This window comes from Aeribacillus sp. FSL K6-3256 (genome assembly GCF_037965805.1).
Taxonomy (GTDB): Bacteria; Bacillota; Bacilli; order Bacillales; family Aeribacillaceae; genus Aeribacillus; species Aeribacillus composti.
This window is the reverse complement of the sequence record NZ_CP150188.1, coordinates 1,528,519-1,554,881: the sequence shown is the minus strand read 5'-3', so window position 1 is coordinate 1,554,881 and position 26,363 is coordinate 1,528,519. Positions and strand designations below refer to the sequence as shown.

The 26,363-nt window shown below is 39.8% G+C and carries 23 protein-coding genes, 1 pseudogene and 1 riboswitch; of the genes and pseudogenes, 10 read left to right on the top strand and 14 right to left on the bottom strand.

The genetic code is table 11. The features are described 5' to 3' along the window. Nucleotides 1-44: 44 nt before the first annotated feature. The 5 genes from NSQ84_RS07510 to NSQ84_RS07490 all read right to left on the bottom strand — a co-directional run bounded on the left by NSQ84_RS07510 (nucleotide 45) and on the right by NSQ84_RS07490 (nucleotide 6,116). The gene (locus NSQ84_RS07510) at nucleotides 45-470 is read right to left on the bottom strand and encodes a heme-binding protein (RefSeq protein WP_063389618.1); all 426 of its coding nucleotides are present in this window, start codon (nucleotides 468-470) and stop codon (nucleotides 45-47) included. A gap of 29 nt (nucleotides 471-499) precedes the next feature. Next, nucleotides 500-1,360, bottom strand: a complete 861-nt coding sequence (locus NSQ84_RS07505) for an FAD synthetase family protein (RefSeq protein WP_327873339.1) — start codon at nucleotides 1,358-1,360, stop codon at nucleotides 500-502. Then, entirely contained in the window at nucleotides 1,341-1,862 is a 522-nt protein-coding gene (locus NSQ84_RS07500) for a flavin reductase family protein (RefSeq protein WP_327873338.1), read from the bottom strand. Before NSQ84_RS07500 ends, NSQ84_RS07505 begins: the two co-directional genes overlap by 20 nt. A gap of 20 nt (nucleotides 1,863-1,882) precedes the next feature. Continuing rightward, nucleotides 1,883-3,388, bottom strand: coding sequence for a 4-hydroxyphenylacetate 3-hydroxylase N-terminal domain-containing protein (locus NSQ84_RS07495; RefSeq protein ID WP_327873337.1), 1,506 nt, complete (start codon nucleotides 3,386-3,388; stop codon nucleotides 1,883-1,885). Nucleotides 3,389-4,055: 667 nt separating this feature from the next. Further along, nucleotides 4,056-6,116 (bottom strand): thioredoxin domain-containing protein, encoded by a 2,061-nt coding sequence (locus NSQ84_RS07490; RefSeq protein ID WP_327873336.1) that lies wholly within the window; start codon nucleotides 6,114-6,116, stop codon nucleotides 4,056-4,058. Nucleotides 6,117-6,316: 200 nt separating this feature from the next. Here NSQ84_RS07490 and NSQ84_RS07485 point away from each other — a divergent pair. Continuing rightward, nucleotides 6,317-7,096 (top strand): annotated as a pseudogene (locus tag NSQ84_RS07485) (IS3 family transposase); the annotation flags it as partial. A gap of 148 nt (nucleotides 7,097-7,244) precedes the next feature. Here NSQ84_RS07485 and NSQ84_RS07480 read toward each other — a convergent pair. Beyond that, nucleotides 7,245-8,117, bottom strand: a complete 873-nt coding sequence (locus tag NSQ84_RS07480) for an AraC family transcriptional regulator (protein ID WP_066248502.1) — start codon at nucleotides 8,115-8,117, stop codon at nucleotides 7,245-7,247. A gap of 400 nt (nucleotides 8,118-8,517) precedes the next feature. Then, nucleotides 8,518-9,705 (bottom strand): glycosyl hydrolase family 18 protein, encoded by a 1,188-nt coding sequence (locus NSQ84_RS07475; protein WP_327873955.1) that lies wholly within the window; start codon nucleotides 9,703-9,705, stop codon nucleotides 8,518-8,520. Between the two features lie 432 nt (nucleotides 9,706-10,137). On the opposite strand from NSQ84_RS07475, the gene NSQ84_RS07470 reads away from it, so the two are divergent. From NSQ84_RS07470 to NSQ84_RS07450, 5 genes are read left to right on the top strand one after another with little or no spacing between them, the layout of a single operon-like run. Further along, nucleotides 10,138-10,863, top strand: a complete 726-nt coding sequence (locus NSQ84_RS07470; RefSeq protein WP_327848210.1) for a hypothetical protein — start codon at nucleotides 10,138-10,140, stop codon at nucleotides 10,861-10,863. A gap of 15 nt (nucleotides 10,864-10,878) precedes the next feature. After that, entirely contained in the window at nucleotides 10,879-11,277 is a 399-nt protein-coding gene (locus NSQ84_RS07465; RefSeq protein WP_066248497.1) for a GntR family transcriptional regulator, read from the top strand. Continuing rightward, a complete protein-coding gene (locus NSQ84_RS07460; RefSeq protein WP_066248495.1) occupies nucleotides 11,277-12,137 on the top strand; it encodes an ABC transporter ATP-binding protein in 861 nt (286 codons plus the stop codon). The genes NSQ84_RS07465 and NSQ84_RS07460 overlap by 1 nt, the downstream gene beginning before the upstream one ends. Before the next feature lie 17 nt (nucleotides 12,138-12,154). Next, a complete protein-coding gene (locus NSQ84_RS07455) occupies nucleotides 12,155-13,090 on the top strand; it encodes an ATP-binding cassette domain-containing protein (RefSeq protein WP_327873956.1) in 936 nt (311 codons plus the stop codon). Further along, complete coding sequence (locus NSQ84_RS07450; protein ID WP_339212540.1) at nucleotides 13,083-14,282, top strand: ABC transporter permease; 1,200 nt, start codon at nucleotides 13,083-13,085, stop codon at nucleotides 14,280-14,282. Before NSQ84_RS07455 ends, NSQ84_RS07450 begins: the two co-directional genes overlap by 8 nt. An 89-nt stretch (nucleotides 14,283-14,371) precedes the next feature. On the opposite strand, the gene NSQ84_RS07445 is transcribed toward NSQ84_RS07450, so the two are convergent. The 3 genes from NSQ84_RS07445 to NSQ84_RS07435 form a co-directional block, all read right to left on the bottom strand. Then, the gene (locus NSQ84_RS07445) at nucleotides 14,372-15,175 is read right to left on the bottom strand and encodes a site-specific DNA-methyltransferase (RefSeq protein ID WP_327856205.1); all 804 of its coding nucleotides are present in this window, start codon (nucleotides 15,173-15,175) and stop codon (nucleotides 14,372-14,374) included. Between the two features lie 1,313 nt (nucleotides 15,176-16,488). Then, nucleotides 16,489-18,069 (bottom strand): gamma-glutamyltransferase, encoded by a 1,581-nt coding sequence (gene ggt, locus NSQ84_RS07440; RefSeq protein WP_130157872.1) that lies wholly within the window; start codon nucleotides 18,067-18,069, stop codon nucleotides 16,489-16,491. After that, nucleotides 18,066-19,301 carry an MFS transporter gene (locus tag NSQ84_RS07435; protein WP_339212536.1) on the bottom strand — a complete coding sequence of 412 codons (1,236 nt, stop codon included), beginning with the start codon at nucleotides 19,299-19,301 and terminating at the stop codon, nucleotides 18,066-18,068. The genes ggt and NSQ84_RS07435 overlap by 4 nt, the downstream gene beginning before the upstream one ends. Nucleotides 19,302-19,521: 220 nt before the next feature. On the opposite strand from NSQ84_RS07435, the gene NSQ84_RS07430 reads away from it, so the two are divergent. The 4 genes from NSQ84_RS07430 to ade all read left to right on the top strand — a co-directional run bounded on the left by NSQ84_RS07430 (nucleotide 19,522) and on the right by ade (nucleotide 23,141). Further along, nucleotides 19,522-19,998, top strand: coding sequence for an Lrp/AsnC family transcriptional regulator (locus NSQ84_RS07430; protein ID WP_063388247.1), 477 nt, complete (start codon nucleotides 19,522-19,524; stop codon nucleotides 19,996-19,998). 18 nt (nucleotides 19,999-20,016) lie between these two features. Continuing rightward, on the top strand, nucleotides 20,017-20,583 hold the full coding sequence (locus NSQ84_RS07425; RefSeq protein ID WP_063388248.1) for a chromate transporter: 567 nt from the start codon (nucleotides 20,017-20,019) through the stop codon (nucleotides 20,581-20,583). Then, a complete protein-coding gene (locus NSQ84_RS07420; RefSeq protein ID WP_094245607.1) occupies nucleotides 20,580-21,119 on the top strand; it encodes a chromate transporter in 540 nt (179 codons plus the stop codon). The genes NSQ84_RS07425 and NSQ84_RS07420 overlap by 4 nt, the downstream gene beginning before the upstream one ends. 128 nt (nucleotides 21,120-21,247) lie before the next feature. Next, a riboswitch (purine riboswitch) is annotated at nucleotides 21,248-21,349 on the top strand. Nucleotides 21,350-21,398: 49 nt separating this feature from the next. Beyond that, nucleotides 21,399-23,141 (top strand): adenine deaminase, encoded by a 1,743-nt coding sequence (gene ade / locus NSQ84_RS07415; protein ID WP_339212533.1) that lies wholly within the window; start codon nucleotides 21,399-21,401, stop codon nucleotides 23,139-23,141. Nucleotides 23,142-23,411: 270 nt separating this feature from the next. Here the strand turns inward: ade and NSQ84_RS07410 are convergent, their stop codons facing one another. From NSQ84_RS07410 to NSQ84_RS07395, 4 genes are all read right to left on the bottom strand, one after another. Next, the gene (locus tag NSQ84_RS07410) at nucleotides 23,412-23,597 is read right to left on the bottom strand and encodes a helix-turn-helix domain-containing protein (protein WP_063388251.1); all 186 of its coding nucleotides are present in this window, start codon (nucleotides 23,595-23,597) and stop codon (nucleotides 23,412-23,414) included. A gap of 428 nt (nucleotides 23,598-24,025) precedes the next feature. Continuing rightward, entirely contained in the window at nucleotides 24,026-24,322 is a 297-nt protein-coding gene (locus NSQ84_RS07405; protein WP_311067203.1) for a 4a-hydroxytetrahydrobiopterin dehydratase, read from the bottom strand. Between the two features lie 114 nt (nucleotides 24,323-24,436). Beyond that, nucleotides 24,437-25,951, bottom strand: coding sequence for a cobyric acid synthase (locus NSQ84_RS07400; RefSeq protein WP_339212530.1), 1,515 nt, complete (start codon nucleotides 25,949-25,951; stop codon nucleotides 24,437-24,439). A 24-nt stretch (nucleotides 25,952-25,975) separates the two neighbouring features. Then, nucleotides 25,976-26,152, bottom strand: coding sequence for a hypothetical protein (locus NSQ84_RS07395; protein ID WP_339212527.1), 177 nt, complete (start codon nucleotides 26,150-26,152; stop codon nucleotides 25,976-25,978). Nucleotides 26,153-26,363: the final 211 nt, after the last annotated feature.

The window sequence follows — 26,363 nt, the reverse complement described above, 5'->3', positions numbered from 1 at the left end:
TTGAAAAATCTTATTTTAATGAATTTGATCATCAGCTCTTTCCATTAAACCGTTTCCAATAAAGATAACGCAGCCTCGCAGCACAATCTGTCTTCTTCTTCTGAGCCGCCGCTGACCCCGATTCCTCCAGCTAAATCGTTTCCGTCATAAATCGGGTACCCTCCTCCAAAAACGACAAGCTTTTCTGTATGGACAATCCCAAGGCGCAAGCTCGGCTCATCTTTGATCATGTCATACCATTGATGGGTCGGAATCCCGAAAGCCGCTGCCGTATAGGCTTTATTTTGAGCAATTTGTATGCTTAAAAGAGGCGCCTCGTCCATCCGGAAAAACGATTTCAAATTTCCGCCTTGATCCACAATAGCAATGTTCACTTTCACTCCAAGTTCTTCAGCCTTTTGTACCGCTTTGTCAATCATTTGTTTCGCCAAGTCACTGCTGATGCTTTTTTGCTGTAAAAACGCCAACATTTCTTCCCCCTTTCCTAAAGTCAACACCGCTATCCTTTTGTAAATACTAGATTTTTCTCTTCCTTTTCTTCGATCTCTAATGTGAAATCGAAACTTCTGGCAATCCATTTTACTTTGACTCGAGAAATACTCCACACAGAAGATATGGATGGACCAAGCCAATAGATTTTTTTCTGCTTAGTAACAAGCACGCGTCCCTCAAACCACCCTTTTCCTATATCAATTGCCACGTCGTAGCATCCTTTTGGAGGAAGCATATAGTACCGATCCAAAATCAATTCATCTTTTGCATCAGTATGGATCATTTTTCCTTTTGTTTCGTAAAATTCCCCCAAGTAATCAGGAAGTTCTTCCATCAATCCTGATTGAATCTTATTTCGAATCAACGTAGAACTAATTTTTTCATCGTTTCGTTTGACATTTTCTACTTTCGTGACAGTGATTGAGTATCCGCTGTCTTCCTCCATCGTATCTAAACTTCCTTTTCCTTTTCGGCCGTACGTGAAGTCATATCCAGCTGCTACATGCTTGATTTGCAGCGGAACTAAATATTTCTGGACAAATTCCTTCGGCTCAAGTCTTGCAAATTCCGATGTAAATCGTATTAAATAAAAGTAATCAATGTCTAAATGGGAAAACTTTTTTGCTTTTTCGGCAGGCGGGAGCAAATATTGGACACGTTTTCCCGTTTTGCCGATTATGTCTTTAGGGTGCGGAAAAAAGCTGATAACCGCTGTTTTTACCCCCATTTTTTCCGCCAAGTTTTTAGCGGTCTGAATGACTTTTTGATGTCCGAGATGAACGCCGTCAAAAAACCCTAGTGCAGCAACGACAGGGCAAGAGGCAATAAGATCTAGATCATTTTGATGATCAATGATGATTGTTTTCAATGAAATGCCCCCTTTTTTTGCTCGACGCCGTCGCTTGTTCGCTTTGAGCAAGCTGATGGTATTTTCCGCTGAAAAACAGAAGCGGATCTTGCTCTGTCATGTTTATATCCGTCACTTCCCCGATGAAAAGGACATGATCACCTGCTTGAACCTCATTAACAACTTGGCAGGAAATTTGCGCAAGAGCATCTTTAATGACCGGCAGCCCCCCTAGCTGTTCAAATTGTACATCGACTGGTTTTTCCAGCTGCCCGGCAAAATTCATCGAAAGCACTTGTTGATCGTGCGACAAGATGTTAACGGCATATTTTTTTGATTGTTGAATTTTTTCCAGCATTTTCGCTTTTTCTCCAATGGAAATTAATACAAGCTTCGGATTTAAGGAAATGGACATAAAGGCATTTGCTGTCATTCCATGAATATCTCCGTTATGCTCCGTTGAAATGACCGTCACCCCTGTAGCAAATTTCCCCATCGCATTGCGAAACAAGCGATCGTCCATATCCACCAACTCCTTTCTTTTTATTTCTGCACAAGTTCTTTTTGTGGAGATACCCAAGTATCATTGAGCCAACCGTTTAGATCGTAATCATCCAAAGCGGAATCGACAAACTCTTTAAATCGGTCGGAATCTCCAGTTGCATCAGCAATTTTTAACGTCTCTAGACGAATGTTCTCATGGTTGCCCGCATAGTTGATTTCATAAAGCTCATGACGTCCGCCAAATTCCGTTCCGATCGCATCCCAAATCATTTTCATCAATTTCACCCGCTCTTTTGCATCAATGCCTGAACCGCGATAATAACGATCGAGATACGGTCGCAGCTCCGGATTTAAAAAGTCGCTGGCACTGGAAGGCAATTGAATGAGGCCCCCCGCAACGATTTGTTCAAAAATTTGTTTGACGCGCGGCCATACCATTGGAGCGAGCACACGGTAAGCAGCGCCGTACTGAAGGTTCGGAAGTGCAACGCCATTTTTCGTTTCACAATTGGCTGCCATTGCGGTAGAAAGAGCCCAAAACATATTGCGAAGGGCAATAACCTCACCGATATTTGCCTGAACCCCACGAAACTGCTTCGTACCTGCCGCCTCTGTCGCTTTCATTAATAAGCCGACCATAAAGTCAAGCTTGACGGCAAAACGCGTACAACCTTGGAATGTAAAGCGGTTTACAAATCCCGTTTCAACAAAAAACCCGTTTACTACGTTTACATTTTTGTAGGCAAGTACGTTCTCCCAAGGAATAAATACATTATCTAATACAATGACTGCATCGTTTTCATCAAAACGGCTGGAAAGCGGATAATCAAACGGAGAACCTAATGTTTTTGCGATTTGTTCATACGATTGACGGCTGATCATTTTTACGCCAGGCGCATTCATCGGTACAAAGAAGACGAGTGCATGGCTTTGATCACCATCTCCTAAATCTTGAGCTCCATAGTTAGAGACGAAGTTATAATGAGTTAGTGCAGCTGCCGTTCCCACCATTTTGGCACCGTTTACAATAATACCGTCATCCCGCTCTTTTACAGCGCGAACATAAACATCTTTATTTTCATGAAGAGGTTTTGAACGGTCGACCTGCGGATTAATAATCGTATGGTTAATAAACGGAACTTCTTTTGTTGTTTTTTTGTACCAATTTCGCGCATTGTCCTCAAAACCTTCGTAATAATCCGCAAACGCTTTCAAATGTGCTGTGAAAGAAGCTTTATAATCAGGGGTGCGCCCCATAAAGCCATAGCTCAGCTTGGCCCATTGTGCAATCGCATCTCTTGCTTCTAAAAGATCTTGAGCATTTTTTGGTTCTTTAAAAAATTTGTGAGTTTGATAGCCTTCTTCAGTAGTCATCGTTAAAATTTTTCCCATCTGTTCATCATGAAGAGCATCATACATTCTTGCTATGGAGCGAGCAGAGTTTTCGTAGGCAGAATGTGTTGTAACATCATCAATCTTTTCTCCATTTAAATAAACAACCCTGTTATCTCTTAAACTTTCTAAATATTCCTTACCATTCATCATCTTTTATCACCTTCCTAAATGAAAATATAATGAACTGGTATTTCCTCTACGGTTCTATCATATAATTGATTTGAATTTTCAGACAATGACAGCGTTTGTTTAAAAATCATTGAAAACTAAACAATTGTTGTTGAAAATACACAAAAAAGACTGCCTCATTGCCAAACACCAGCATTGCGTCAAAATGGCAACAAGCTGGCGATTTGAGCGTGAGACAGTCTTCTCAAATAATATTCATACATATCTTGGCTTCGATCGCTTCCGGTGAATAGTCTCCAGGCGTTTTTTATCATATAATGCTCATACATATCCCTGTCTAATGTACTGAAATGTTGTAATCACATTTCCCGCTGATCTTTCAATTACCTAGCAATGTGAACTTTCTTAATCCCTTGTGCTATCTGGGCATTGCTCTTTATTCCAACATGTTTGCGGCACCGCCGATAAGATCAGCGTTTCTTCTACGCTGCCAGGAGCCGAATCGTCAGCAATCGGATCAAGTCACCGATCAGAAAGTGCTCTTTAAACTGCAAACGAACGACTCCCCGTTTTCAGGATTGTCCTTTCACATAAAAACCCCAGTCCGAGGCAGACTTTCAGAACATCGTATTAAATGCATCGTTTTTTACTGCCTGCCTGTTGGGGATAATAGTATCGTACATTTTCATTATAAGTTCAATGTATTTATAACTTCCTCTACATCTGTTGTCGGCTGTTGGCAGGCAAAGTTTTCACATATATAAATAGTTGTTTCATTATTGATCATGCGATAATTTTTCGCAAATTCCGCAATTTGTGCAAATTGATTTGGATCTTCAGCAACTAACACTGAAAGTTCCATTGTATACGCCTGTTGAATACGATTCAATAATCTTTTCCTTTTGCTGCAATCTTTCGGACCAATAATGACAACCTCTTTTTGCGGCAGCTGTTCCATCAAAAGGCTTTGCAAGAAAAACGTATGACCGCTTGGGTATTGCTCCACTTCTTCTTTAAAAATAGAATACATTTGCTGAACGCTTTCGTGTAAATCCAAATTGCCGGTCAGCCTGCTCAATTTCAAAAGCGCGAAGGCCGCAACGCTGTTTCCTGAAGGGAGCGCACCATCATAAATTTCCTTCTCCTTGACAAGCATTGCTTCACTGTCATGACCTGTGAAGAAAAATCCGCCATTTTCTTGATCCCAAAAAAGATCAATCATTTTATCAGCAAGTTGTTTACCTTTATGCAAATAAGTTAAATTAAATGTCGCTTCATACATTTCGATATAGGCCCAAAGAAGGTATGCATAATCATCAATGAACGCCTGTTGTTTTACTTCGCCATCGCGATAGCGCACCATAACCCTTCCGTCTACAATTAAATGATTTTCAATAAAATCCAGCGCCTTTTTTGCCATTTCGATATATGCTTCCTGATCAAAAACAGCTCCTGCTTTTGCTAGTGCAGCAATCATGAGAGCATTCCACGCGGTCAGCACTTTATCATCAACATGTGGAAACGGTCTTTCAATTCGTTTTTCAAAAAGCTTTTGTCTCGCCTGCTCCAATTGCTCTTTTAGCTCTTCCAGCCCCATTTGATAGGTAATTGCCGATTTTTCTTCATTCGTATGAATGAGATTCGGGATATTTTTTCCTTCAAAGTTCCCTTCTTCAGTTATATCGTAAATATGACAAAACTGTTCGCCTAGTTCCTGCCCGAGAATCTCTACCACTTCCTGTTTTGTCCATACGTAAAATTTCCCTTCCTCCCCCTCAGAATCTGCATCAATGGCAGAATAAAAAGACCCTGATTCATTCCGCATATCCCGCCGGACAAATTCAATAATTTGTTCTGCAATTGTTTTAAATTGAGGGTTTTGGGTCACTTGATAGGTCTCGGAGAATGTATAAAGCAAAAGGGCATTATCGTACAGCATTTTTTCAAAATGCGGAACGAGCCACATGGCATCTGTCGAATATCTGGCAAATCCGAAGCCAATATGATCCCAAATCCCTCCCTTTGCCATTTGCACAAGCGTTTTATTCACAAAATAAAGAGCATTTTCATGTTTAGTCCATTCGTAATATTTCATTAAAAACATGAGCATGTGAGGAATGGGGAACTTCGGTGCCTGACCAAACCCTCCATAAATTGTGTCAAAATTGCTTGAAAGCTGATGAAACGTTTCATGAAGAACGCTTTGCTTCAGCTCACCTTTCTTATTTTGACTGGCATTTTTATTTAAAACTTCCGTTATGCGTGCTGCTGTCTTTTCAATTTTTTCATGCTCTTTTTGATAAATTTCCGAAAGCTGCTGCAACACATCGATAAATCCCGGACGTCCAAAACGGCTTTGCTTAGGAAAATAAGTGCCTGCATAAAAAGGTTTTTGATCCGGTGTGATAAATACATTGAGCGGCCATCCGCCTTGCCCCGTGAGAATCTGGCATACCCTCATATATATGGAATCAATATCTGGTCGCTCCTCACGATCTACTTTTATAGCGACAAACCGTTCATTTAATATCTTTGCAACTTCTTCATCTTCAAAGCTTTCATGAGCCATGACATGACACCAGTGACAGGTTGAATAGCCGATGCTGACAAGCAAAGGTTTGTTTTCTTTTTTTGCTTTTTCAAAAGCTTCTGATCCCCACGGGTACCAGTCAACAGGGTTATAAGCATGCTGAAGCAAGTACGGAGACTTTTCAGTGATTAATCGGTTAGGTTTATTGTTCGTTGACATACGACACCTTCTTTTCTCATGAATTTTTATTTTCATAATAGCCTTGCCCTAAATTCAAGTAAAAAAATTCGCTTAAAGGATCATGTCATTTTTGAAATGGAAGTCTGCGATCTGCTTAATAAAATAGGATACAGTTATTAACTATTCGATCTCCTGTTGCATATAACCTGCTTTAATATATAGTTCCTTTTATTAGATTCGGTATTTCACGAGTTGCTTTCTATAAGTGGTTAAAACGTTCGCCTTCCTCCCGAGAACTTCAGAATGAAGAAATCGTAAAAGAGATGAAAGTTCTCTATGAGAAAGTTGACGGCATCTATGGTTACCGTCGAATGACTTTGAATATAAATCGAAAGCTTGGTCAGAACTTCAATTACAAACGAATTTATAGACTGATGAAAGTTGCCGGTATACAATCTGTTATTCAAAAAAAGAAGAAATCTTATAAGCGATCTACCCCTCAACATGTTGCAGAAAATATATTGAATCGTGAATTCACAGCGGAAAAGCCAAATGAAAAATGGGTAGCTGATGTCACAGAATTAAAATATGGTTCATCAAAGAAAGCCTATTTAAGTGCTATTCTTGATCTATATGATGGATCAATTGTGAGCTATGTTTTAGGACATTCCAATCATAATCATCTTGTATTCAAAACGTTGGATCAAGCCACCGCACTTTTAAATGGAGAGCATCCACTTATTCATAGTGACCGTGGGTTCCAATATACCTCTCATGGTTTTAAACGTAGGATAGACCAAGCAGGGATGACACAAAGTGTGTCAAGAGTAGGCAGATGTATTGATAATGGGCCAATGGAATCTTTTTGGGGAACGCTTTAAATGCGAGAAGTATTATTTACAGACATTTGAAGAATTAGCTCTTGCGATGGATGAGTACATCCGCTTTTATAATTATGAAAGGTATCATAAAGATTAAACGGCCTTAGCCCCATGGAATATAGAGCTAAAGCCGCTTAGGTATATTTTTATTATTTCTACTGTCTACTTGACAGGGGGCAGTTCATTATTAGACAGCCCCTTCATATTTTTTAAACTATAAACACTTGAAAATTAATATACCATTATTAGGAATTAATTACAAAAAGAGATAACTAATGCTTTTTTTTTACTTTTTCAGTACCGGAATCCAAATTTCACATTTTACAGTCGGGGAAGTTAAATCTTTGCTTCCGATTGATAAGATTTCTGGACCTTCTATTTGTTCATAGTTTGAGGTTGGAAACCATTCAGAATAAATGCGTCCCCATACATCCTGCAGTGTATCAGGAAATGGTCCGATTGCTTCGAATACTGCCCATGTTGAGGCAGGAACTACAAGTTGTGTAAATTCAGCTGGACATTCCTTAGTTGTTGCTACGCCAATATAGTGATCAAGCTCCCCTTTTTCCTCCATTCTGCCTTCAGAAAAGTTCGTGGATGCTTGAATCAGGCCTAAAGGCTCGACATTCGAAAGTTTTTTAAGTTTATTGATCTTTTCATCATCTAAGCTTTTCCACATCGAGGCAATTTCCGGATTAATTCCTTTGAAAATGATCGGAACTCTTTTTTTAATACCAACAATACGAAATGCCTCTTTTTCTACAATTCGATAGTTCATTTCATTTCCTCCCTTAATTGTTAACTGGAAGGTCATTCGTGGATAAGCTTTCAATAAATGACCACGATTTCTGGCTTCTGACGGTGTTATACCATGCAAGTTTTGAAAAGCTCTTGCAAAAGAATCTGGTGAGTTGTACCCATATTTTATCGCAATGTCGATGACCTTTACGCTGCTATCTTTAAGTTCAAATGCTGCAAGAGTCAGGCGTCTGCGGCGGATGTATTCTGATAGTGTAATACCTGCAAGAAAAGAAAACATCCTTTTAAAATGATATTCGGAACAGCAAGCGATTTTTGCCACCTCTTTAAAGTCAATATCATGTGTAAGGTTTTCTTCAATATACTGTATGGCTCTGTTCATGTTCTTAAGCAAATCCATTATATGACCTCCCTTGATTACAAGAATAGCAGGAGCTGAATGGATCTACCCGATATTTTGTGCACAATTATGCAGGGTGGTGATATGATCATGTGCATTTTTGCGCAACCTGCTCAGTTTATGAATAAAAACGGTTTTATGATGGAACAAGTGAAATAGATCAGGTAAATAATGAAAGCAATATGTTTGTTTAGTATTTGGTGAAATGATCATTATCATAAATAAGCAAAGAAACGGCTCAATTTTCATAAACGGTTTTCGAACAAGTCCCTAAAATAAATCAAGTAGAGAAAAACGAGCTGTTTTTCTCTACTGATTTTGTATACCTTCGATTTTGATATGCAAGCAGTTGACGCCTTCTTCTTTCAGAATGTTGCGGGCTAATGCCATTTTTCTCCGCTTAGTGTCTTTGAATAATAAACTCCTCTTCAAGCAAAGTCCAATTTTGAGGGAAAGGCTCGCCAAGCACCCAATATGCCACTCCATTCAGTCCGTATTCTTTTACGAGATTAAACTTTGCCTGCATGCTTTGTTCATTTTCAAACCAGACCTCATGTGTTTTGTTTTGATCATCGGTGTAGCGAAACCAAGGTGCCTGCGCCTCGTTGTCATACTGAATTTCAACTCCTTCTTTCGCCGCTAGGTCTGCTGCTTCCGCCGGAGCGATTCGTTTGGCAAATTTACCGCCTTTTTTGTATGGTAAAGTCCAATCGTACCCATACAAAGGGGCGCCCATCACAATTTTGTTTCGCGGAATGACGGAAACGGCATAATCCAGTACTTTGCGAACTTGCGGAATCGGTGACACCGCCATTGGCGGACCGCCGGACCATCCCCATTCATACGTCATCAAAATAACAAAATCTGCTAACTCTCCATGTCTCTTATAATCATGGGCTCCGTGCCATGGTCCTCTTTGTTCATCGCTCGTTTTTGGGGCCAATGCAGTTGAAACCGTAAAGCCGGCTTTGCGAACCTGCGGCAAAATCGTTTCGAGAAAGCCGTTATACAGCTCACGATCCTTTTCCCGAATATGTTCAAAGTCGATATTTAAAGCTTTATATCCTTTTGCTTTCATCGTCTGAATAACGCCATTGATCAAACTTTTAGAGGCTGTTTTATCTGTAAAGATCCGATGAGCAATATCCGGTGAAAAATTTCCTTCTGTAAAATTGGTGATGACCATCATCGGAATCGCACCGGATTTTTTAGCAGCTGCGAGTGCTTCACTGTCTTCAATTGGAACAAGACTTCCATCGGCGTTCACTCGGTAGCTGAAAAAAGCTACATATGATAAATGCTGACTGACACCTTTTAAGTCAGAAACGGATTGCTGCGGAGTGATCGGCTCAAGAAATCCAATTGAGTTAATAGGTCTTTTGTCGCGGGCCGTCTGATCAGGGTTTACCTTTTGGATTCGTTTTGCTGGAGATTGGCTATGCTGTATCCTAATGAGCGAGCTATCTCCTTCATTCTGAGTTGTCGTTCCTTGCTGTTGATCATAAGAAGCGCCCTGCTTTTTATCATTTCCATTTCCGCATCCAGAAAGAGCGAGCGAAAGGCAGAGCAAAATGACAAATTTTCTCATCACAACATCTCCTCTTGTTTTTTCTTATACTTCCTAAACAAGAGGATGAATATTCCCGAGTTTTTCACTTCTGTCCATAGATTCAGCAAATATGCGCTGGAAAAAGTATTTAAAAAAAGACTGTCGCAAAATTACATAGAAATTTTTCATCTGCTGTTGACCTTTTTACAGTTCCATTTTGCTGCGTGTTTCTCCGTACATTTTTTTCATCAGCTGCTTCGAATTTTTTTATTTACATCCTGTGCTCCAGAAGTTGAAATTTTTTTGCAGTCCTTCTACATACCGTTTGGAGTTACTTAAAAATTTTTAGAACGAATGTTGTTGATGCCTATCCATACATTTTTTCAAAAAAGACTGGTCAAATTTAACAAAACGTTATATAGTGTGTATATAGATATACACAGTAAAACAGTTCACTTGGAGGAGATCAATATGAACGATTGGAAGGAAGCGTTTTGGCTAGCAAAGTTTGAATTAAAAAAATTGAAATTGGGATTTGTATTGCTTGCCTTGATGGCCATCACGTTTTCGATGTTTTTCGCCACTGTCATTCCGAAAAATATGGAAAGAAGCACCGTTATGCTAGATTTTTTGTTCTTTATTGTATTTGGTTTTGGAACTGCATGGATCAAACCGAAAGAATTTAATCATCAAAAAATAGGCGGCGACTTTTGGGCATCTCCTTTTTTTATTACACTTAGGCAGCTGCCGATCCAAAAGGATGTGCTCATTAAAAGCAGATTTATCATTTTTTTCGCCTTTGCCGTTCCTTACTATTTAGGGGTATCGATTCTTACTTATGTGTTTTCCCCTGATCTTAGAGCAGCGTTGGACTTAAAGGAATATTTCGCATTTATCATGATTTGGATTGGTATTGGCATTCATTTAGGAGCTTCGTTTCCAGCTAGTGATGTCGGCTACCGGCTTTCAACGGTGAGGTTTGCCCTTTATATATTCGCTTTATTTTTTGGATTCATGTTTATCTTTACGATATTTAACGTTTTATATGGAAACGGCTTTGTGCCTTTGACGATGCTCATGGCGGAAAAATGGCCTCTAGTAAGTATTATTGCGTCAGTTCTTTTCGCTGCTATAGGCGTGCTCTACTCGCAAAAATATATGTCCAAAAAAATCGAAAAAATGGATTATTTATTTTAAGAAGGAGGAAGTTGAATGGAGCTTCCTATTCAGATTGCAAAAGATTCTCCGGAGCCTATTTATTATCAATTGGAAGAACAAATTAAAGCGCTGATTGCAAGCGGTCAGCTTCCTGCTGGTTCACCGCTGCCTTCGATCCGCACCCTTTCAAAAGACCTTGAAATTAGTGTGATTACGACTAGACGCGCCTACCAAAATCTTGAATATGAAGGGTTTATCCAGACAACACAAGGGAAAGGAACGTTTGTAGCTGACATAGACGATGCTAAGAAAGAAAAAGTAAAGACAGAAACGGTGTACAAAGCTATTCAAACCGCTGTACAAACGGCGCTCCGCCATGACTATACGTTTGCAGAGATTGAGCAAATCTTTCAACAAGTAATGGTTGAATTGCGGGAAAAGGAGGGTTCTTAATGCAGCCTTGGTTAGAAATCATGCAGTTAAGAAAAACGATCGATGATTTTCAATTAGGGCCAATTGATCTTTCGTTTGAGCCTGGAACGATTCATGCACTCATTGGGAAAAACGGAGCTGGTAAAAGTACATTAATGAAAATGCTGATGAATCTTGCGAAAAAAGATGAGGGGCAGATCCGCTTATTTGGTCAATCAATACAAAATCGTGATGAAAGCTGGAAGCAGCACATCTCGTACCTGCCGCAGACATTGATTGGATGCAATTCCTTTAACGGATTGGAATTGATGAAGCTCACTTCCCATTGGTATTCAACATGGGATCAGAAATATTTCGACCAGCTTGTACAAATGTTCGATATCCCTTTAAGAAAGCTATATCGAAATTTATCACAAGGTGTTCAAAAGAAATTAAGCATCGCCTTAACTTTAGCCTGCGATACCGACATTTTGATTCTTGATGAACCAACCGCTCATATGGATATCCCTTCAAAACAAATGCTGATGGATATTCTCGTAGAATGGATGGAAAGAAGCGAAAAGCTGATGATCATTGCCAGCCATCAAACAGATGATATTCGAAAGCTTGCTGATTATCTAATTGTACTGAAAAACGGACAATTGCTTGGAAAATTTGAAAAAGAAGAATTAGCCAGCAGATATAAACGTTACTTTTTGCAGCGGCCTCTGCCAAATAAACCGATACCGGGTGAAGTTGGAAGAAAAGGAAAGCAAATTGTCATCACTCAACAACAAGAAAATACAGAACAGTATTTAATAGAGCATCAATACGATTGGATCAAAGCAGAATCGTTAGAGTTGGAAGAAATTATCACGATTATGCTCAATCAACCAATTTAACAGAAAGGAACATAAATATGAACGAAACGGTTTTAACAGTTGAAAAATTAGGAAAATCATTCAAACATCAGCCGATTATCCAAAATATATCGTTTGAAGTGAAAAAAGGGGAAATTATGGCGGTATTAGGACCGAACGGGGCTGGAAAATCAACGATCATTCGCAACATTATGGGGATTATGTATCCAGATGAAGGAAGCATTACATTCCACAATAGCCAAAAAAATATGATCCCGCGCCATAAAATTGGCTATTTGCCGGAAGAACGCGGTTTATATAAAAATGTCAAAGTAATGGATATTCTCCTTTATTTAGCAGATTTAAAAAGCTACCCATTAAAAAAAGCAAAAGAGCGGGCTAAAGTCTATTTAAAAAAATTTGGCTTAGAAGGAAAAGAACAGTCATCAATTGATGAACTATCAAAAGGAATGGGACAAAAAGTACAGTTTATCGCTTCGATCCTGCATGAGCCTGAACTGCTCATCTTAGACGAACCGTTTTCCGGATTAGACCCTGTGAGCCAGGAGTTATTTAAAAAAGAAATAAGAAGCTTAGCTAATAACGGCACAGCGATTCTTCTATCTTCCCATCAAATGAATATAGTAGAAGAGATGTGTGACAGATTATTTATGATCCATCGCGGCCGCAAGGTGGTTTATGGATCGATAGAGGAAGTAAAGAAAACATATGCGAATTTCAAATGTGTCATCCGCGGAAAAAATGACCGCGCCGTACTAGAACAAATTTCTGGTGTTCAACGAATAGAACAAAATGAAGATGTATCAACTCTTTATTTAACAAAAGACATTCAACCTGCCAAATGGTTAAAAAACCTTCCGGAATATATGATAATTCAAGAATTATCGCTTGACCGCATTTCCCTGCATGAAATCTTTATTGATGTTGCCACAGATCAAAATTTATTACAGGAAGCTGGTGAAAATTATGAGTAATACTATAAAAATAGCAAAATGGGAAATAAAGCGGAATTTAAAAAACAAATCATTTATCATCAGCTTGTTTATAACGCCTATTCTCTTTTTAGCTTTTTTCCTGCTCGGAAATCTTGCCAATTCAGATGAGGATCAAAGTGTAACAACTGTTTATGTCAATGATAAGCTGAATATTTTGCCAGCCTTGCAGGAAGCAGTACAGCTTCACAACCTTCCATTCAAGCTTCAGAAAACTGGCATCGCGGAAGATAAGATAGAAGATTTGCTAAAAAATAGAGAGAATACAGCCTATTTGTTTATCGGTGAACAGTCATTAACGGATGGCGTTGTCCCTGTTTACACAAGCGATGTGATTAGCCCGATGTTTGCCAATCAAATTCAGCTGCTGGAGCAGCTTGGTTTATCGAAAAATCAATTAGCAGCCATTTCGAAAGGAATCGTCTTTGAACAATCGACCGTTAGTGAAATCTCAAAAACTGAAGGCGGAGGAAGAGAAACGGAAAAAATTTTAGAACGCATTGTACCAGGGGCCTTTGCCAGCATCATTTTACTATCCATTGTTTTTAGCGGCATGATGATTTTTCAAAGCGCCTCGCAGGAAAAGAAAGATAAAATTGCGGAAATCATTCTTTCATCGGTCACGCCAAAAGACCTCATGCAAGGTAAAATTATTGGTTATTTCCTATTAGGAATGTTACAAGTTGTTGTATTTTTCATTTTTATCATTCCAATCGTTTTATGGAAAATTGATGTTCCGATATTTCACTATTTGTTCGTTCCTCATCTTTTTCTTTTCATCGGGATTGCCCTTTTAGGCTACTTGCTGTTTTCGTCAATTTTTGTCGGCATCGGCGCCACAATGGCAGATATATATACCGCCGGCAACTTTCAAGGATTAGTTATCCTGCTGCCATTTTTGTCATTTGTTTTTGTCGGACCTGTGCTGACAGATCCAAGCGGGCTATGGGCGCAAATCGGCACCTATCTTCCATTCACATCACCCGCTGTTTTGATTCTTCGTTTGTCGATATTAGAGGAATGGCCATGGGCGGAAATTGTCATATCACTTGCAATCTTAATAATAAGTGTTTGGATCTTTATGAAACTAGCTGGAAAAATATTCAAAGTCGGCATCTTAATGTACGGAAAAAATGCCACGCCAAAAGAAATATGGTCTTGGATCAGACAATGATCAAAATAAAAAAATCGGCTAAACGCCGATTTTTTTATGGTTTGGTGAAGATGAATAACATTTGCAAGCTGCGTAGTTATGATCGGTCTTTATTCCCAAAATACCGGTTCGCCTTCGATATGGCAAGGCTTGGGCTGATAGATGTCTTCTTTTGTTTTAAGATAGTGATGAATTCTTTCTTCATTGGCTGTAAAAGCATTGCTTGCGATATCGCATCCTAAAAATCGGCAGTTGTTTTTTATGGCTGCAATAGCTGACGATCCGCTCCCTAAAAACGGGTCGCAAACCGTAAATCCCTCTTCGGCACTTGCATAAATCATCGCTTGGAACAGCTCAACCGGTTTTTGCGTCGGATATTTCGAATGGTGAATTCGTTTAAACCTCCATACATCCGGAAAAGACCGGTTTCTAATTTTGCGGTTGTTTCCGTTCGTAGCAAAAATAATATATTCGTGCCTTCTTCTAAAATAATGCCCCATTCCCATATTGATTTTATCCCAAGTGATGATGTTTTTTACGTCAAAGTACTCTCTCATTAAATGCCCTAAGCTTAATAAAGAAAAAGAATCAAACATGATGTAAATGTGCCCTGTATCTTTTTTCAGCACCCTCTTGCACTCTTGTAAAAAGAGATGATAGTTTTCTTCACTGTCTTCAAATTCCGCAAACCATTTCCCATTTTCCGTTCCCTTTTGCTTATATTCACCGACGATTCTGCCCTTCCCGAGCTTCAGCTTGTTATTCATTCCAGAATAAGCAGGGTCTGTTACAATCAAGTCGATGCTTTCATCTTTTAAAGACTTTAAAAAGGATATGCAATCATTTAGTTCAATTTTTACTTCGAGATTGTTTCCATATTTAAACGTTCTCACAGATGCAGTTTCTGTGTCCATATCCAAACACCCTTTTAAAAATAAACGAGATAACTATTTTATCATACTATAGAAGAACGTATATTCTCAACCGATTTAGCTCGTATCTAGCATTTGGCGCAGCGACTTTCAGTGGATTGTTGTCTTGCCTATTTATTTTAATTTTCGTATTTGGGCATTATCGCGTGCAGATTATCTGATTATGCTTATGACCTTCTCCGCATAATCCTCTGGGGACGTTATTTCCTTCTTGATCTCTGTCCAGTTTGCTCGTCCAATCAAAGTTTTCCATACTACAGCCAAGGTATTTATCATGCACTCCAAAGCTCTCCGGTTTTTTTGAAACATTTTCAGCACTCACTTTCAGATGTATGTTGCTCAATTGGCTACAGTCCTAAACTGAAGAATAACTTTCCCGGTGTTTCATTCTGTTTCATGAGGATTCAACCATTAAGCCCCTATTTATTCCATATTTAATGACTTCGTCAACGAAGAAAAAAAATAACGGAAATAGCTAAAGAAAAAACTGCAAAAACCATAATACAATAGCAGGCAATATTCCGAAGATTATATGTAAAGCAAATGCGAAAAACCTTTTGGTAATGAAAGCAATTGCTATCGATATGGGTAGTCCATAAAAGAACACCCCAAAGCTTACAGATGAGATATCATGAGAAGATTGTGAAAAGAAGATCCTGTTTGTTGGTCAGAAAGAAATGCTACTGGCGAAATAAAATCGCTATGATAAAAGTAGAAATAACAAACGTAATGAGCGCTGTTAAAAATTTTCTTTTTATATATTAGTTATACTCCTTATTATTACTTGTAAATAATCAAATACAAATTTGATAAGTAAAAATACATAAAAAATGTTCTAATATGATTGCCTGTGTAGATGGTGAAGGAGATTAAAATGGTCATCATGGCATTTTTGGCTATTTGTTAGCAATTATATGGACCAGTATTGCGGAATATAAAATTTCATTTTGCTGTTTGTTTTTGACGAAAAGCAGCAGCTGGAAATCAACGTAAGTTTTGTTAAGGAGGTTTGATGAAAGATTTAGTCCGCGAAACCGCTTGTTGCAATCGTTGGTGTTTTCGCTTCCCTATATATTTCTACTAAAACCTTTCTTTTGGCTGTAGCTTCTCCTAATTTATTTCCAGGGTTGAATATACCGATGTGAGAGCCTCTTCAAATGATAAAAGCCTGTAGAATTCCAATAATGAATTCTGCAGGCTTTGCCCTAGCTGGATACTTTCCGTAAACCCTTCTCCAATATATTTAAATATGAAACAACGGATAGCATAAATCCCCGCTTTTTATGAATTCGTCGTTACCAACCGATTGCCGCACCGTCTCCTCTTGGATCAACCCCGCCATGTAAAAAGCTTTGTTCATCAATTAATATGGCGTTGGCATGCCCCATTATTTTATCAATAGGTTCAACAACTTTCACAAGATGGCCAGCTTTGATCATCGATTCGATCACTTCTTTTGAGATGCGGCCTTCCATCTTCAATTCTTCCGTCTCTTCTCCCCACGTTCTTCCCCACACAAACCTTGGCTCATATATTGCTTCTGCAGGGCTCATTCGATAATCAATCATTCTTGTAATGATAGCTGTTTGTGTTTGCGGCTGCCCTTCTCCTCCTTGTGTTCCGTATAAAATATACGGCTTTCCATCTTTAAAAGCCATTGCAGGCATCAGCGTGTGGAACGTTCTTTTTCTCGGCGCCAAGCAATTGACATGCGAACGATCAAGAGAAAAGAACGATCCTCTGTTTTGCATTAAAATCCCTGTGTCACCAGCAACAACACATGAACCGAATTCAAAATAAAGACTTTGTATAAAGGAAACCGCATTCCCCTCTTCATCCACGACAGCCGCATGGGCAGTGTCGTTTCCGACAGGCTGAGTCTTCACTTCGCTTGCTTTTGTCAGACTGATCGATTCGGCCAGCTTTTTCGCATATGTTTTGCTTAACAATTTATCAAGCGGAATCTGGTAGAATTCGGGATCTGTCAATACTTTGTTTCGGTCTTGAAAGCTTTTTTTCAATGATTCTGTCAAAAGGTGATAATACTGAAAAGAACCGTGCGGAATCGTTTTAAAATCAAAGTTTTCTAAAATATTTAGCGCCATTAGCCCGGCAAAGCCTTGTGAATTGGGCGGAACCTGATACATGGTATAACCGCGGTAAGTTCCGCTCAGCGGTTCGACCCAATCTCCGTGATGATCCGCAAAATCATCCTCTATTAAAATCCCGCCTTTTTCTCGAAGGCTTGATACAATGCGTTTTGTTAAACTGCCTTTGTAAAAATGATCTCTTCCTTTGTTCGCTAACTCTTTCAATGTATCCGCCAATTGCTTCTGAATAAATTTTTCATTTATGCTCGGAATTCGATGATGAGGCAGGAAAATCGATGATGTTTCCGGAAATTCTCGCAGAATTTGAACATTTTTTTGCGTGTTGACATATTGATCCTTTGAAAAAGGGAATCCATTTTCCGCATATTCGATAGCAGGCTCTAAAACCTCCGCCAATGAAAGTCTTCCGTATTCTTTTATGATGGCATCCCAACTGTCAACCATTCCCGGCACGGTGATAACACTTTGAATGCCTCGATACGGAATGGCGGGTAAACCTTCGTATTTTTCAGGCGTGGCGTTATAGCCTGACCGGCCGCTGCCGTTATACGCACGAACTGCTTGATCCTTTTTACTGTAAAACAGCCAAAAAGAGTCTCCTCCGATCCCTGTCATGTGCGGATAAACGACCGCTAAGCAGGCGCTGGCCGCTACCGCTGCATCGAAGGCGTTGCCTCCTTTTTGCAGTATGCGGCAACCGGCTGCCGATGCTAAATAATGCGGACTGACAACCATACTTTTCGTTCCGATCATTGATTGGCTCATTTTACTTGTTCCTCCCCCGGTTTGTAGTATTGAACGAAATGGGTCATGCGATTTGAACCTTCCGTAAATAGAAATAAAACAGCGCCGATGATTAGCAAAACACCTGACAAATAAAAGCCGATTTCAAGCTTGCCGGTGATATCGGCAAAATAGCCCGTAATATAAGGTGCAAAAATTGAAGAAAGCATTCCGCTGAAATTGAAAAAACCATACACTTTGGAGTACATGGATGACGGCGTAATTTCAGCCATATAAGATATTAATACGGGATCGAGCGCCAATTTTCCTAGCAGTCCGTAAAAAACTAATCCTGCTAGCAGCAAAGAATAATTTTCCGCATAAGGGATGACAAATTGGCAAACAGCTCCAGCAAAAGCTAAAAAGATGATCAGCAGCTTTTTATTTTTTACTTTATCTGAAACATATCCAAAGAAAATAGCCCCCGGAATCGAAGCCCAAGGCACTAAAGAAGATATGATCCCTGTTTGCGAGCCTTCTACCCCTTTTACCGTCTGCAAATAATAAGGCAACCAAGTAAGCATTCCGAAGAATCCATATAAAGAGCAGAAGATGAGAATGTAAACGAAAAGATGATTTTTTGTAAACAACCGTTTTAAGTTTTGGCTATCTTTCATATGAGGAACTTCTTGTTTTTTTTCATGGCTGGATTGATCTCGTACACATATTCCTATCAAAATGGCAACAATAATAGTTGGAATGGCAAATTGATAAAATGAAAATTGCCATCCTTTGTTTAAGGTATATGTGAAATAGCTAGCAGCAATAAAACCAAGAGAAATGCCGAAAGCCATTCCGCTATTGATCACTGCAGAAACGATCCCTCTGTATTTTTTAGGGGTAATGTTGGAAGAAATTCCGTATTGCGAACCGTAATAAGTGCCTTCTCCAATACCTGTTAAAGCGCGCATCAGCAAAAACAATGCAAATGAAGATGCCAATCCACTCAAAAAAGTGGTAATGCCAAATAATATATAACCAATTACTAAAACTTTCACTCTTCCAAACCGATCAGCCAAAAATCCTGTTGGAATTTGCATGATCGAATAGGCAATAAAAAATACAGTGGACATCAAACCTAATTGACTATTGTTTAAATTCCACTGCTCTCCTATTTCTCCCATCACTGGCGACAAAATATTTCGATCCGCATACATAAATACCCATCCTAGAAAAAACAAGAAAATAGCGATGGCTGGATGTGTACGTTTCATTTTCTTCACCCCTCTCAACTTTTTTAAAAAATTTGATTTCATTATAGAAAGCTGCTGAGGAAAGTTCCTTGAATTTGTAAATTTTTTTAACAAAGTTTTTTTCGTTTCGTAAACAAATAAATATTTTTATTTTTTTATAGAAATCATAAAACATATTTTGTATACTAAAGGAAATTATAATTAGAAAATTAACTACATAACGAAATAAAGGGTGGTATGAATGGCATTCGAATACAACATTCCGAATTTAGACATAGACCATATTGATAAACAAATTTTAGAGAAGCTGCATGAAAACAGCCGGATATCGTATACCGATCTCGGAAAAGAAATCGGTTTGTCTCGAGTTGCCGTTCAGGCGAGAATAAACAACTTAATTGAAAAAGGAATTATCGAGAAATTTACGACGGTTATCAATCCGACGAAAATCGGCATTCATGTTTCCGCCTTTTTCAACGTTGAAGTGGAACCGCAATATTTAGAGGAAGTGGCAGAACAATTGGCGGAGGAGCATGCCGTTACAAGCTTGTACCATATGACTGGACCAAGCAAGCTCCATATGCATGGAATCTTTAAAAATAATCAAGAAATGGAAAATTTTTTAACAAAAAAATTGTATCCGATGCGCGGTGTCGTCAGCGTTGACTGTCAAATTCTCATTAAACGATACAAGAGCCGCATGGGAATGAAATTATAAAGGATGAGGGGGAGAAATATGCAAACTTCTTATAAAAGTCTTATCATGGCTATGCTGAGAACCGGAATTTTTGGATTCGGAGGCGGTCCTTCCGTCATACCGCTTTTCCGTTATGAAGCAGTTTCCAGATACCGTTGGGTAAAAGATGAAGAATTTGCAGAAATATTGGCGATTGCCAATACCCTGCCCGGTCCGATCGCGACAAAAATGGCCGCTTACTTAGGATATAAACAAAAAGGGGCATTAGGCGCTTTTATTTGCGTAGCAGCTCATATTTTGCCTACATGTTTGGCCATGATTCTATTATTCAAAATGGTCACAGCTTTAAGCGATTCACCTGTTATACACGGTATGATTTCTGCTGTTATGCCGGTGATCGCCGCCATGCTTGGGCAGTTGGCTTACGAATTTTCCGCAAAGGCCGTGAAAGGATTGGGAAAATGGCTTGGCGTCCTGCTGATGATTGTTTCGTTTTGCCTACTGCAAGTGATTTCGATTCATCCAGCTATTGTAATTCTAATGTTTTTAACATATGGAGCTTTCCATTTAAAACGGAAGAGCAGAAGTAAGGAGATGTCTGCATGAAAATCTGGATCAGCTTATTCATCGGTTTCTTTTTGGCCAACATACTCGGTTATGGAGGAGGACCCGCTTCCATTCCGCTTATGTATGAGGAGATTGTCAATCATTACAAATGGCTGACAAATGCAGAATTTTCCAATATGCTCGCACTGGGAAATTCTTTGCCGGGCCCTATTGCGACGAAGATCGCCGCCTATGTCGGTTATGATGTGTACGGATGGTGGGGGGCTTTCATCGCCTTGTTTGCGACTGTATTTCCGTCAGCTTTCGCTTTGATTCTGTTGTTAAAACTGATTCAACGCCACCGGGAATCTTTAGTTGTGAAAGGAATGACCTTGCTTGTACAGCCTGTTATTGCGGTCATGATGCTGCTTTTAACTTGGGAAATGATAGAAGACTCTGTCCATTCGCTCGGAATTATCCAATCGCTCATCATTGCTGCTGTATCGTTCTTTGCCTTAGAAAAATGGAAGGTTCACCCTGCCATTCTCATTATGATTTCCTTTGTTTATGGAGGAGTTGTTCTGCCCAATTTTTAAAACCGGTCTGTTTGGAGCACCAGAGAAACTGTGATTCTCAGCTTTTCGCAATACCTGAGAAAATTTTTCTGTCAAGAAATGCGCCAACTATCTTGCTTTGTTTCAATTAGAGTCGTATAATCTCTTTTTAAAAATACGAATGATTTTCTCGTATAAGTTTGGAAATACGGTCCAAACGTTTCTACCAAACTACCGTAAATAGTTTGACTACGAGAGACGATACACAACTCTCCCTGTCAAACTCAACGCGCGAGTTTACTACAGAAGGGAAAAGTGAGAATGGACAAAAACATGTTAAAGAAAAGAATCCAAGTGGCTAGCAAACAAATTCCGGCAGACATTGTGATTAAAAACGGAAAAATTGCCGATGTTTTCAATTTAGAAATTTTGCATGGAGACATCGCCATTGCGGACGGAGTGATTGCTGGAATCGGAGAATATGATGGGGTAAACATCATTGATGCCGAGAATAAATTCATCGTACCAGGTTTCATCGACTCTCATGTCCATATTGAATCTTCGATGGTGACACCGAAGGAGTTCTCCAAAGCAGTTCTGCCCCACGGTGTGACAACCGTTATTATAGATCCGCATGAAATTGCGAATGTCGCCGGGACGAAAGGTATATCTTTTATGCTGGAGGATTCAGAAGGCTTAGATTTAGATGTGTATTGCATGCTGCCTTCCTGCGTTCCGGCGACTTCGTTTGAAAATGCCGGCGCTGTGTTAAATGATGATGAACTTGCACCTTTTTACAAGCATCCTCGGGTGCTCGGGCTTGCGGAAGTGATGGATTTCCCAGGTGTTCAAAATTTAGATGACCGCATCATTGACAAGCTTTTAACGGCATCAGCATATAAGATCGACGGACACGGCGCAGGTCTTGGCATTGAAGGAGTCAATGTTTACAGAGCGGCCGGCATTCAAACAGATCATGAATGTGTGACAAAAGAGCAAGCAAAAGACCGCCTTGCTCGCGGAATGTACGTCATGATCCGTCAAGGATCTGCTGCAAAAAATTTGCCAGAACTAATCGGCGTGGTCAATGAAAAAAATAGCCACCGCTGTCTATTTTGTACGGATGACAAGCATTTAGACGACTTAATTGCCGAGGGAAGCATTGACTACAATATTCGTCTTGCCGTCGAGCATGGACTTGATCCTCTCATAGCGATTCAAATGGCGACGATTAATGCCGCCCAATGTTTCGGACTATCGCAAAAAGGAGCGATCGCACCTGGATATAGAGCAGATCTTGTCATAGTAGATAACTTCAAAGCTTTTACGATTGAAAAAGTTTTGAAAGCCGGAAAAGTGATAGCGGAAAACGGTCAATATATAGGATCTATAGATCAACCAAAACCTTCCGTTTTATCAAGAAATTCTGTCAATCTAAACATAAACGAGGTTACAAAAGAACGGTTGGCCATTCACGTAAAAAATAACCAAAAAGCGCATGTAATAGAAATTATTCCGAATCAAATTGAAACGGTTAAAAGAATGATGGAAGTTCCGAGCGACGGTGTTTGCTTCATCCCTTCCATTGAAAAAGATTTGGCAAAACTGGCTGTACTCGAACGCCATAAAAATACTGGAAACATTGGCCTTGCCATTGTAAAAGGATTAGGCTTAATCGGCGGTGCAGTCGCCACAACCGTCGCCCACGATTCCCATAATGTGATCGTTGCCGGCACAAACGATGAGGATATGATCTGCTCCATTCAAGAGATAAAGAGAATCGGCGGTGGGCTAGTAGTTGTGAATGATGGAAAAACGCTCGCCTCTTTGCCGCTTGTGATCGGCGGATTGATGTCAGATCAAGCATATCCAATCGTCGCCCATCAACTCGATGAATTGAACAGCAGCTTGCAAAAAGTGAGCAAACATCGGCATTTCAATCTCTTCCTCACGCTCTCTTTTTTAAGTTTGCCTGTCATTCCAGAGCTCAAAATTACAGATTTAGGATTATTTGACGTCACAACGTTTCAGCACATAGAAGTTGCAGCCGAGCACGGCATTTAAAAATCGTGTAGAAAATGATTGTATGGGCAGCAAAACACATAAAAAAAGAAAACTCCGGCAAGGGAGATTGGCTCATCTGTCGGAGTTTCATTTGCCTTTTTTCGCTTAGAGTTTAAATTCTTTAAGCCTGCTAAAGCTTTCCAATACGTGTCAGAAATGATTCATTCATAAATTCGCACGAGATGTTTTTTACACGCTTGCCCGATAGCTTAACCGTTTTTTCCGCCGGACTTTATCCCGTTCCAAAATCCTTTGCTCGATCAATAGAATTCACCTTTTTGCCAGCTCGCTTCGGTCAAAATCAAACAAATTATACAGCTTGTATGCCATCATGAGCTCAAAGCGCATATCTGCATGATTTAAATCAACATTGAGTATTTCTTCAACACGTTCAATGCGATATTCAAGTGTGCTGCGGTGTATAAATAATTCTTTCGAAGCTTCGCGGTAAATCAAAAGGATTTTTGCAGCGCTTCGGTCATGGTAATACGATTAAATTCGGCAGGTTGTTTTCCTTCAACATTGTCAATTGATATTTTGAATGGTGCTATGACATGATCCGATCACTTAAAAGTTTTCCTTCACCAACATCAACTAACATCCTTGTTGCCTGCTTTGTGTGTGCAAAATTTCGTCATGTTTTTTTATCCATAAATGCAGATTTTCCCCAAAAAGACCATATACACGCTTCTTGCAGCTCCGCATCATTTCAGCTGCCCATCTATTCGAGAAAAACAGGATGCCTTTTAAATCGCATCATTTTTTTGAAAACCGCTCTCCTTCTCAAGAAGAAAGAAGTCCCTTATATCGTAACTTATGGTGCGGCGGAAAATGCGGCTTTCTTCACGTCATCTGCTTCACATATAATCCACTTTTTTCCGTTCTTACCCTGCTTTTATTTTTTCATAAGCTTCATCATATTTTTTCGCCAGTTCGAAATCAAGCTTTGTGAGTCCTTTCGCTCTCTGAGACGAAATTTTTACCGTGATGAACTTATAGTCAATAGAAATGAAGGGATGATGGTTTACTTCTTCAGAAATGTCCGAAATTTTCCGCACGAATTCGATTTCTTGCAAATCATCTTGAAAGAGGTACTTTCTTGCAATCCATCGCTCTTCAAGAAGCTTCCAATCTTCCATCTCTTGTAAAAGAGATTGCACTTCTTCATCTGTTAACCGCATGACCGTTTCCTCCCGGATTTTTATAAAAAAACAGACAGCTAAAATCACAGTGCAAAAAAGATTTCCATATAAATGTAAAGAGGCGAACAAACATATCAGATTTCCGTTTATTTCTTAGAAAAAAGATTTGCTTTGAAACCGTTCCATTTCCCGATAAATAAACTCGATGTCTACATGCTTCCGGAGACAATCGGCAAGCCGGTCAAAGGCTTCTTCACGAATGTTTTTCATTGATGGCCGCTCATAAATCGCCGGAAGACCTTTTCTTTTTCTTATCAAATTCAAAAATGCCGTTCGAAACTCATCGTTATGAAATATGCCATGAAAATACGTTCCAATTAGGAGGCTGTCTTGGCTTATGCAGCCGTCAACTCCTTCTTCCGTCGTAATAAATGGCGATACGTCCCCTTCATAAGAAGTTGTTCCCATATGAATTTCATAGCCTTCCACCGGCACATTACAATCAGCCAAGTGGGCCATCCCTGTTGTAAGAGTCGTCCTTTTCTCTTTCATCATGGCGGTGCGAATCGGGAAAAAACCGAATCCGTTTGCGCTCCCTATCGTTGTTTCTACGTGATGCGGGTCTGAAATCTCCCTTCCGAGCATTTGATAACCGCCGCATATGCCGACAATGACTGATTTTTTCGCACGATAAAGCTTTTCTATCGCATCCGCAAAGCCGGATTTTCGCAAAAGCAATAAGTCCTCAATTGTATTTTTCGTTCCCGGCAAAATGACAACATCCGGTTCTCTGAGTTCATTTGCCTCCTTTACATAGCGAACATGGCAATCCTTTTCATATAGAAACGGGTCAACATCGGTAAAGTTCGAAATGTGAGGAACATGAATAACAGCAATATCAATCTCGCTAGTTTTCTCATTTGTACGTGGAAACGCATCTAATATGACGGCGTCTTCCGCCTCAATGTTTAAATTAGAAATATATGGTACGACCCCTAAAACCGGTTTGCCTGTATACTCTTCAAACCAGCGAAGTCCCGGCTCCAGCAAGGAAATATCCCCGCGAAACTTGTTAATCACTACCCCAATTACGCGATCGCGATCTTCAGGCTCAAGCAGCTGCAATGTTCCTACTAAACTCGCAAATACACCGCCTCTGTCAATGTCGCCGACAAGAATGACAGGAGCGTTTGTTAACCGGGCAATGCGCATATTGGCAAGTTCGCGATCATTTAAGTTAATTTCCGCAGGGCTCCCTGCTCCTTCTATAACGATTCGCTCATATGTACTTGCCAAATGATGATACGCTTCTTTAATCACCTGCAAACCAAGTTCAAAAAATTCCTGCCGATACGCTGCTGCCTTATAATTTTGATACGGCTTACCGTTCACAACAATTTGTGAAGTGTGATCGCTCACAGGCTTGATCAAAATCGGGTTCATATCCGCCGTTGCGACCGTTCTTGCCGCCTCCGCCTGCACTCCTTGGGCGCGGCCGATTTCCTTGCCGTCAACGGTAATATACGAATTGAGTGACATATTTTGTGATTTAAACGGCGCCGTCCGATACCCGTCCTGCGCAAAAATTCGGCAAAAACCTGTCGCAATCACGCTTTTTCCCGCATCGGAATGCGTACCTTGAATCATGATGGGCAATGCTTTATTCATCTGTTTTTCTCCTCTCACAATCATTCACAATTGTTTCGCAAATTCCGAGTATGAAGCACCGCCGTATGAAAAGGCGGGCCAATAAATCAGGACTGCATGTAAATCCTTTATCTTCGAAAAAAAAACACGGTGGCTATTTTTTTCATTGATCACGCCGATCAATTCAGGCAAATTTTTGGCAGCAGATCTTTGACGAATCATCACGTACATTCCACGGGAAAGTCGGTCTCTTGCTTGCTTTTTTGTCGCACATTTTTAACTCGCCCACATGATGCCAATTTCCCGACATTGCTTGCCGTTCCAACAATGATGATTCTTTTCCAACATTTTTACACGGTAACTTTTTGGTTGGATTCTACTGTTTCAACAACGATGATTTATTTCCAACTCATTCATGCTCCCTTTTCAAAAA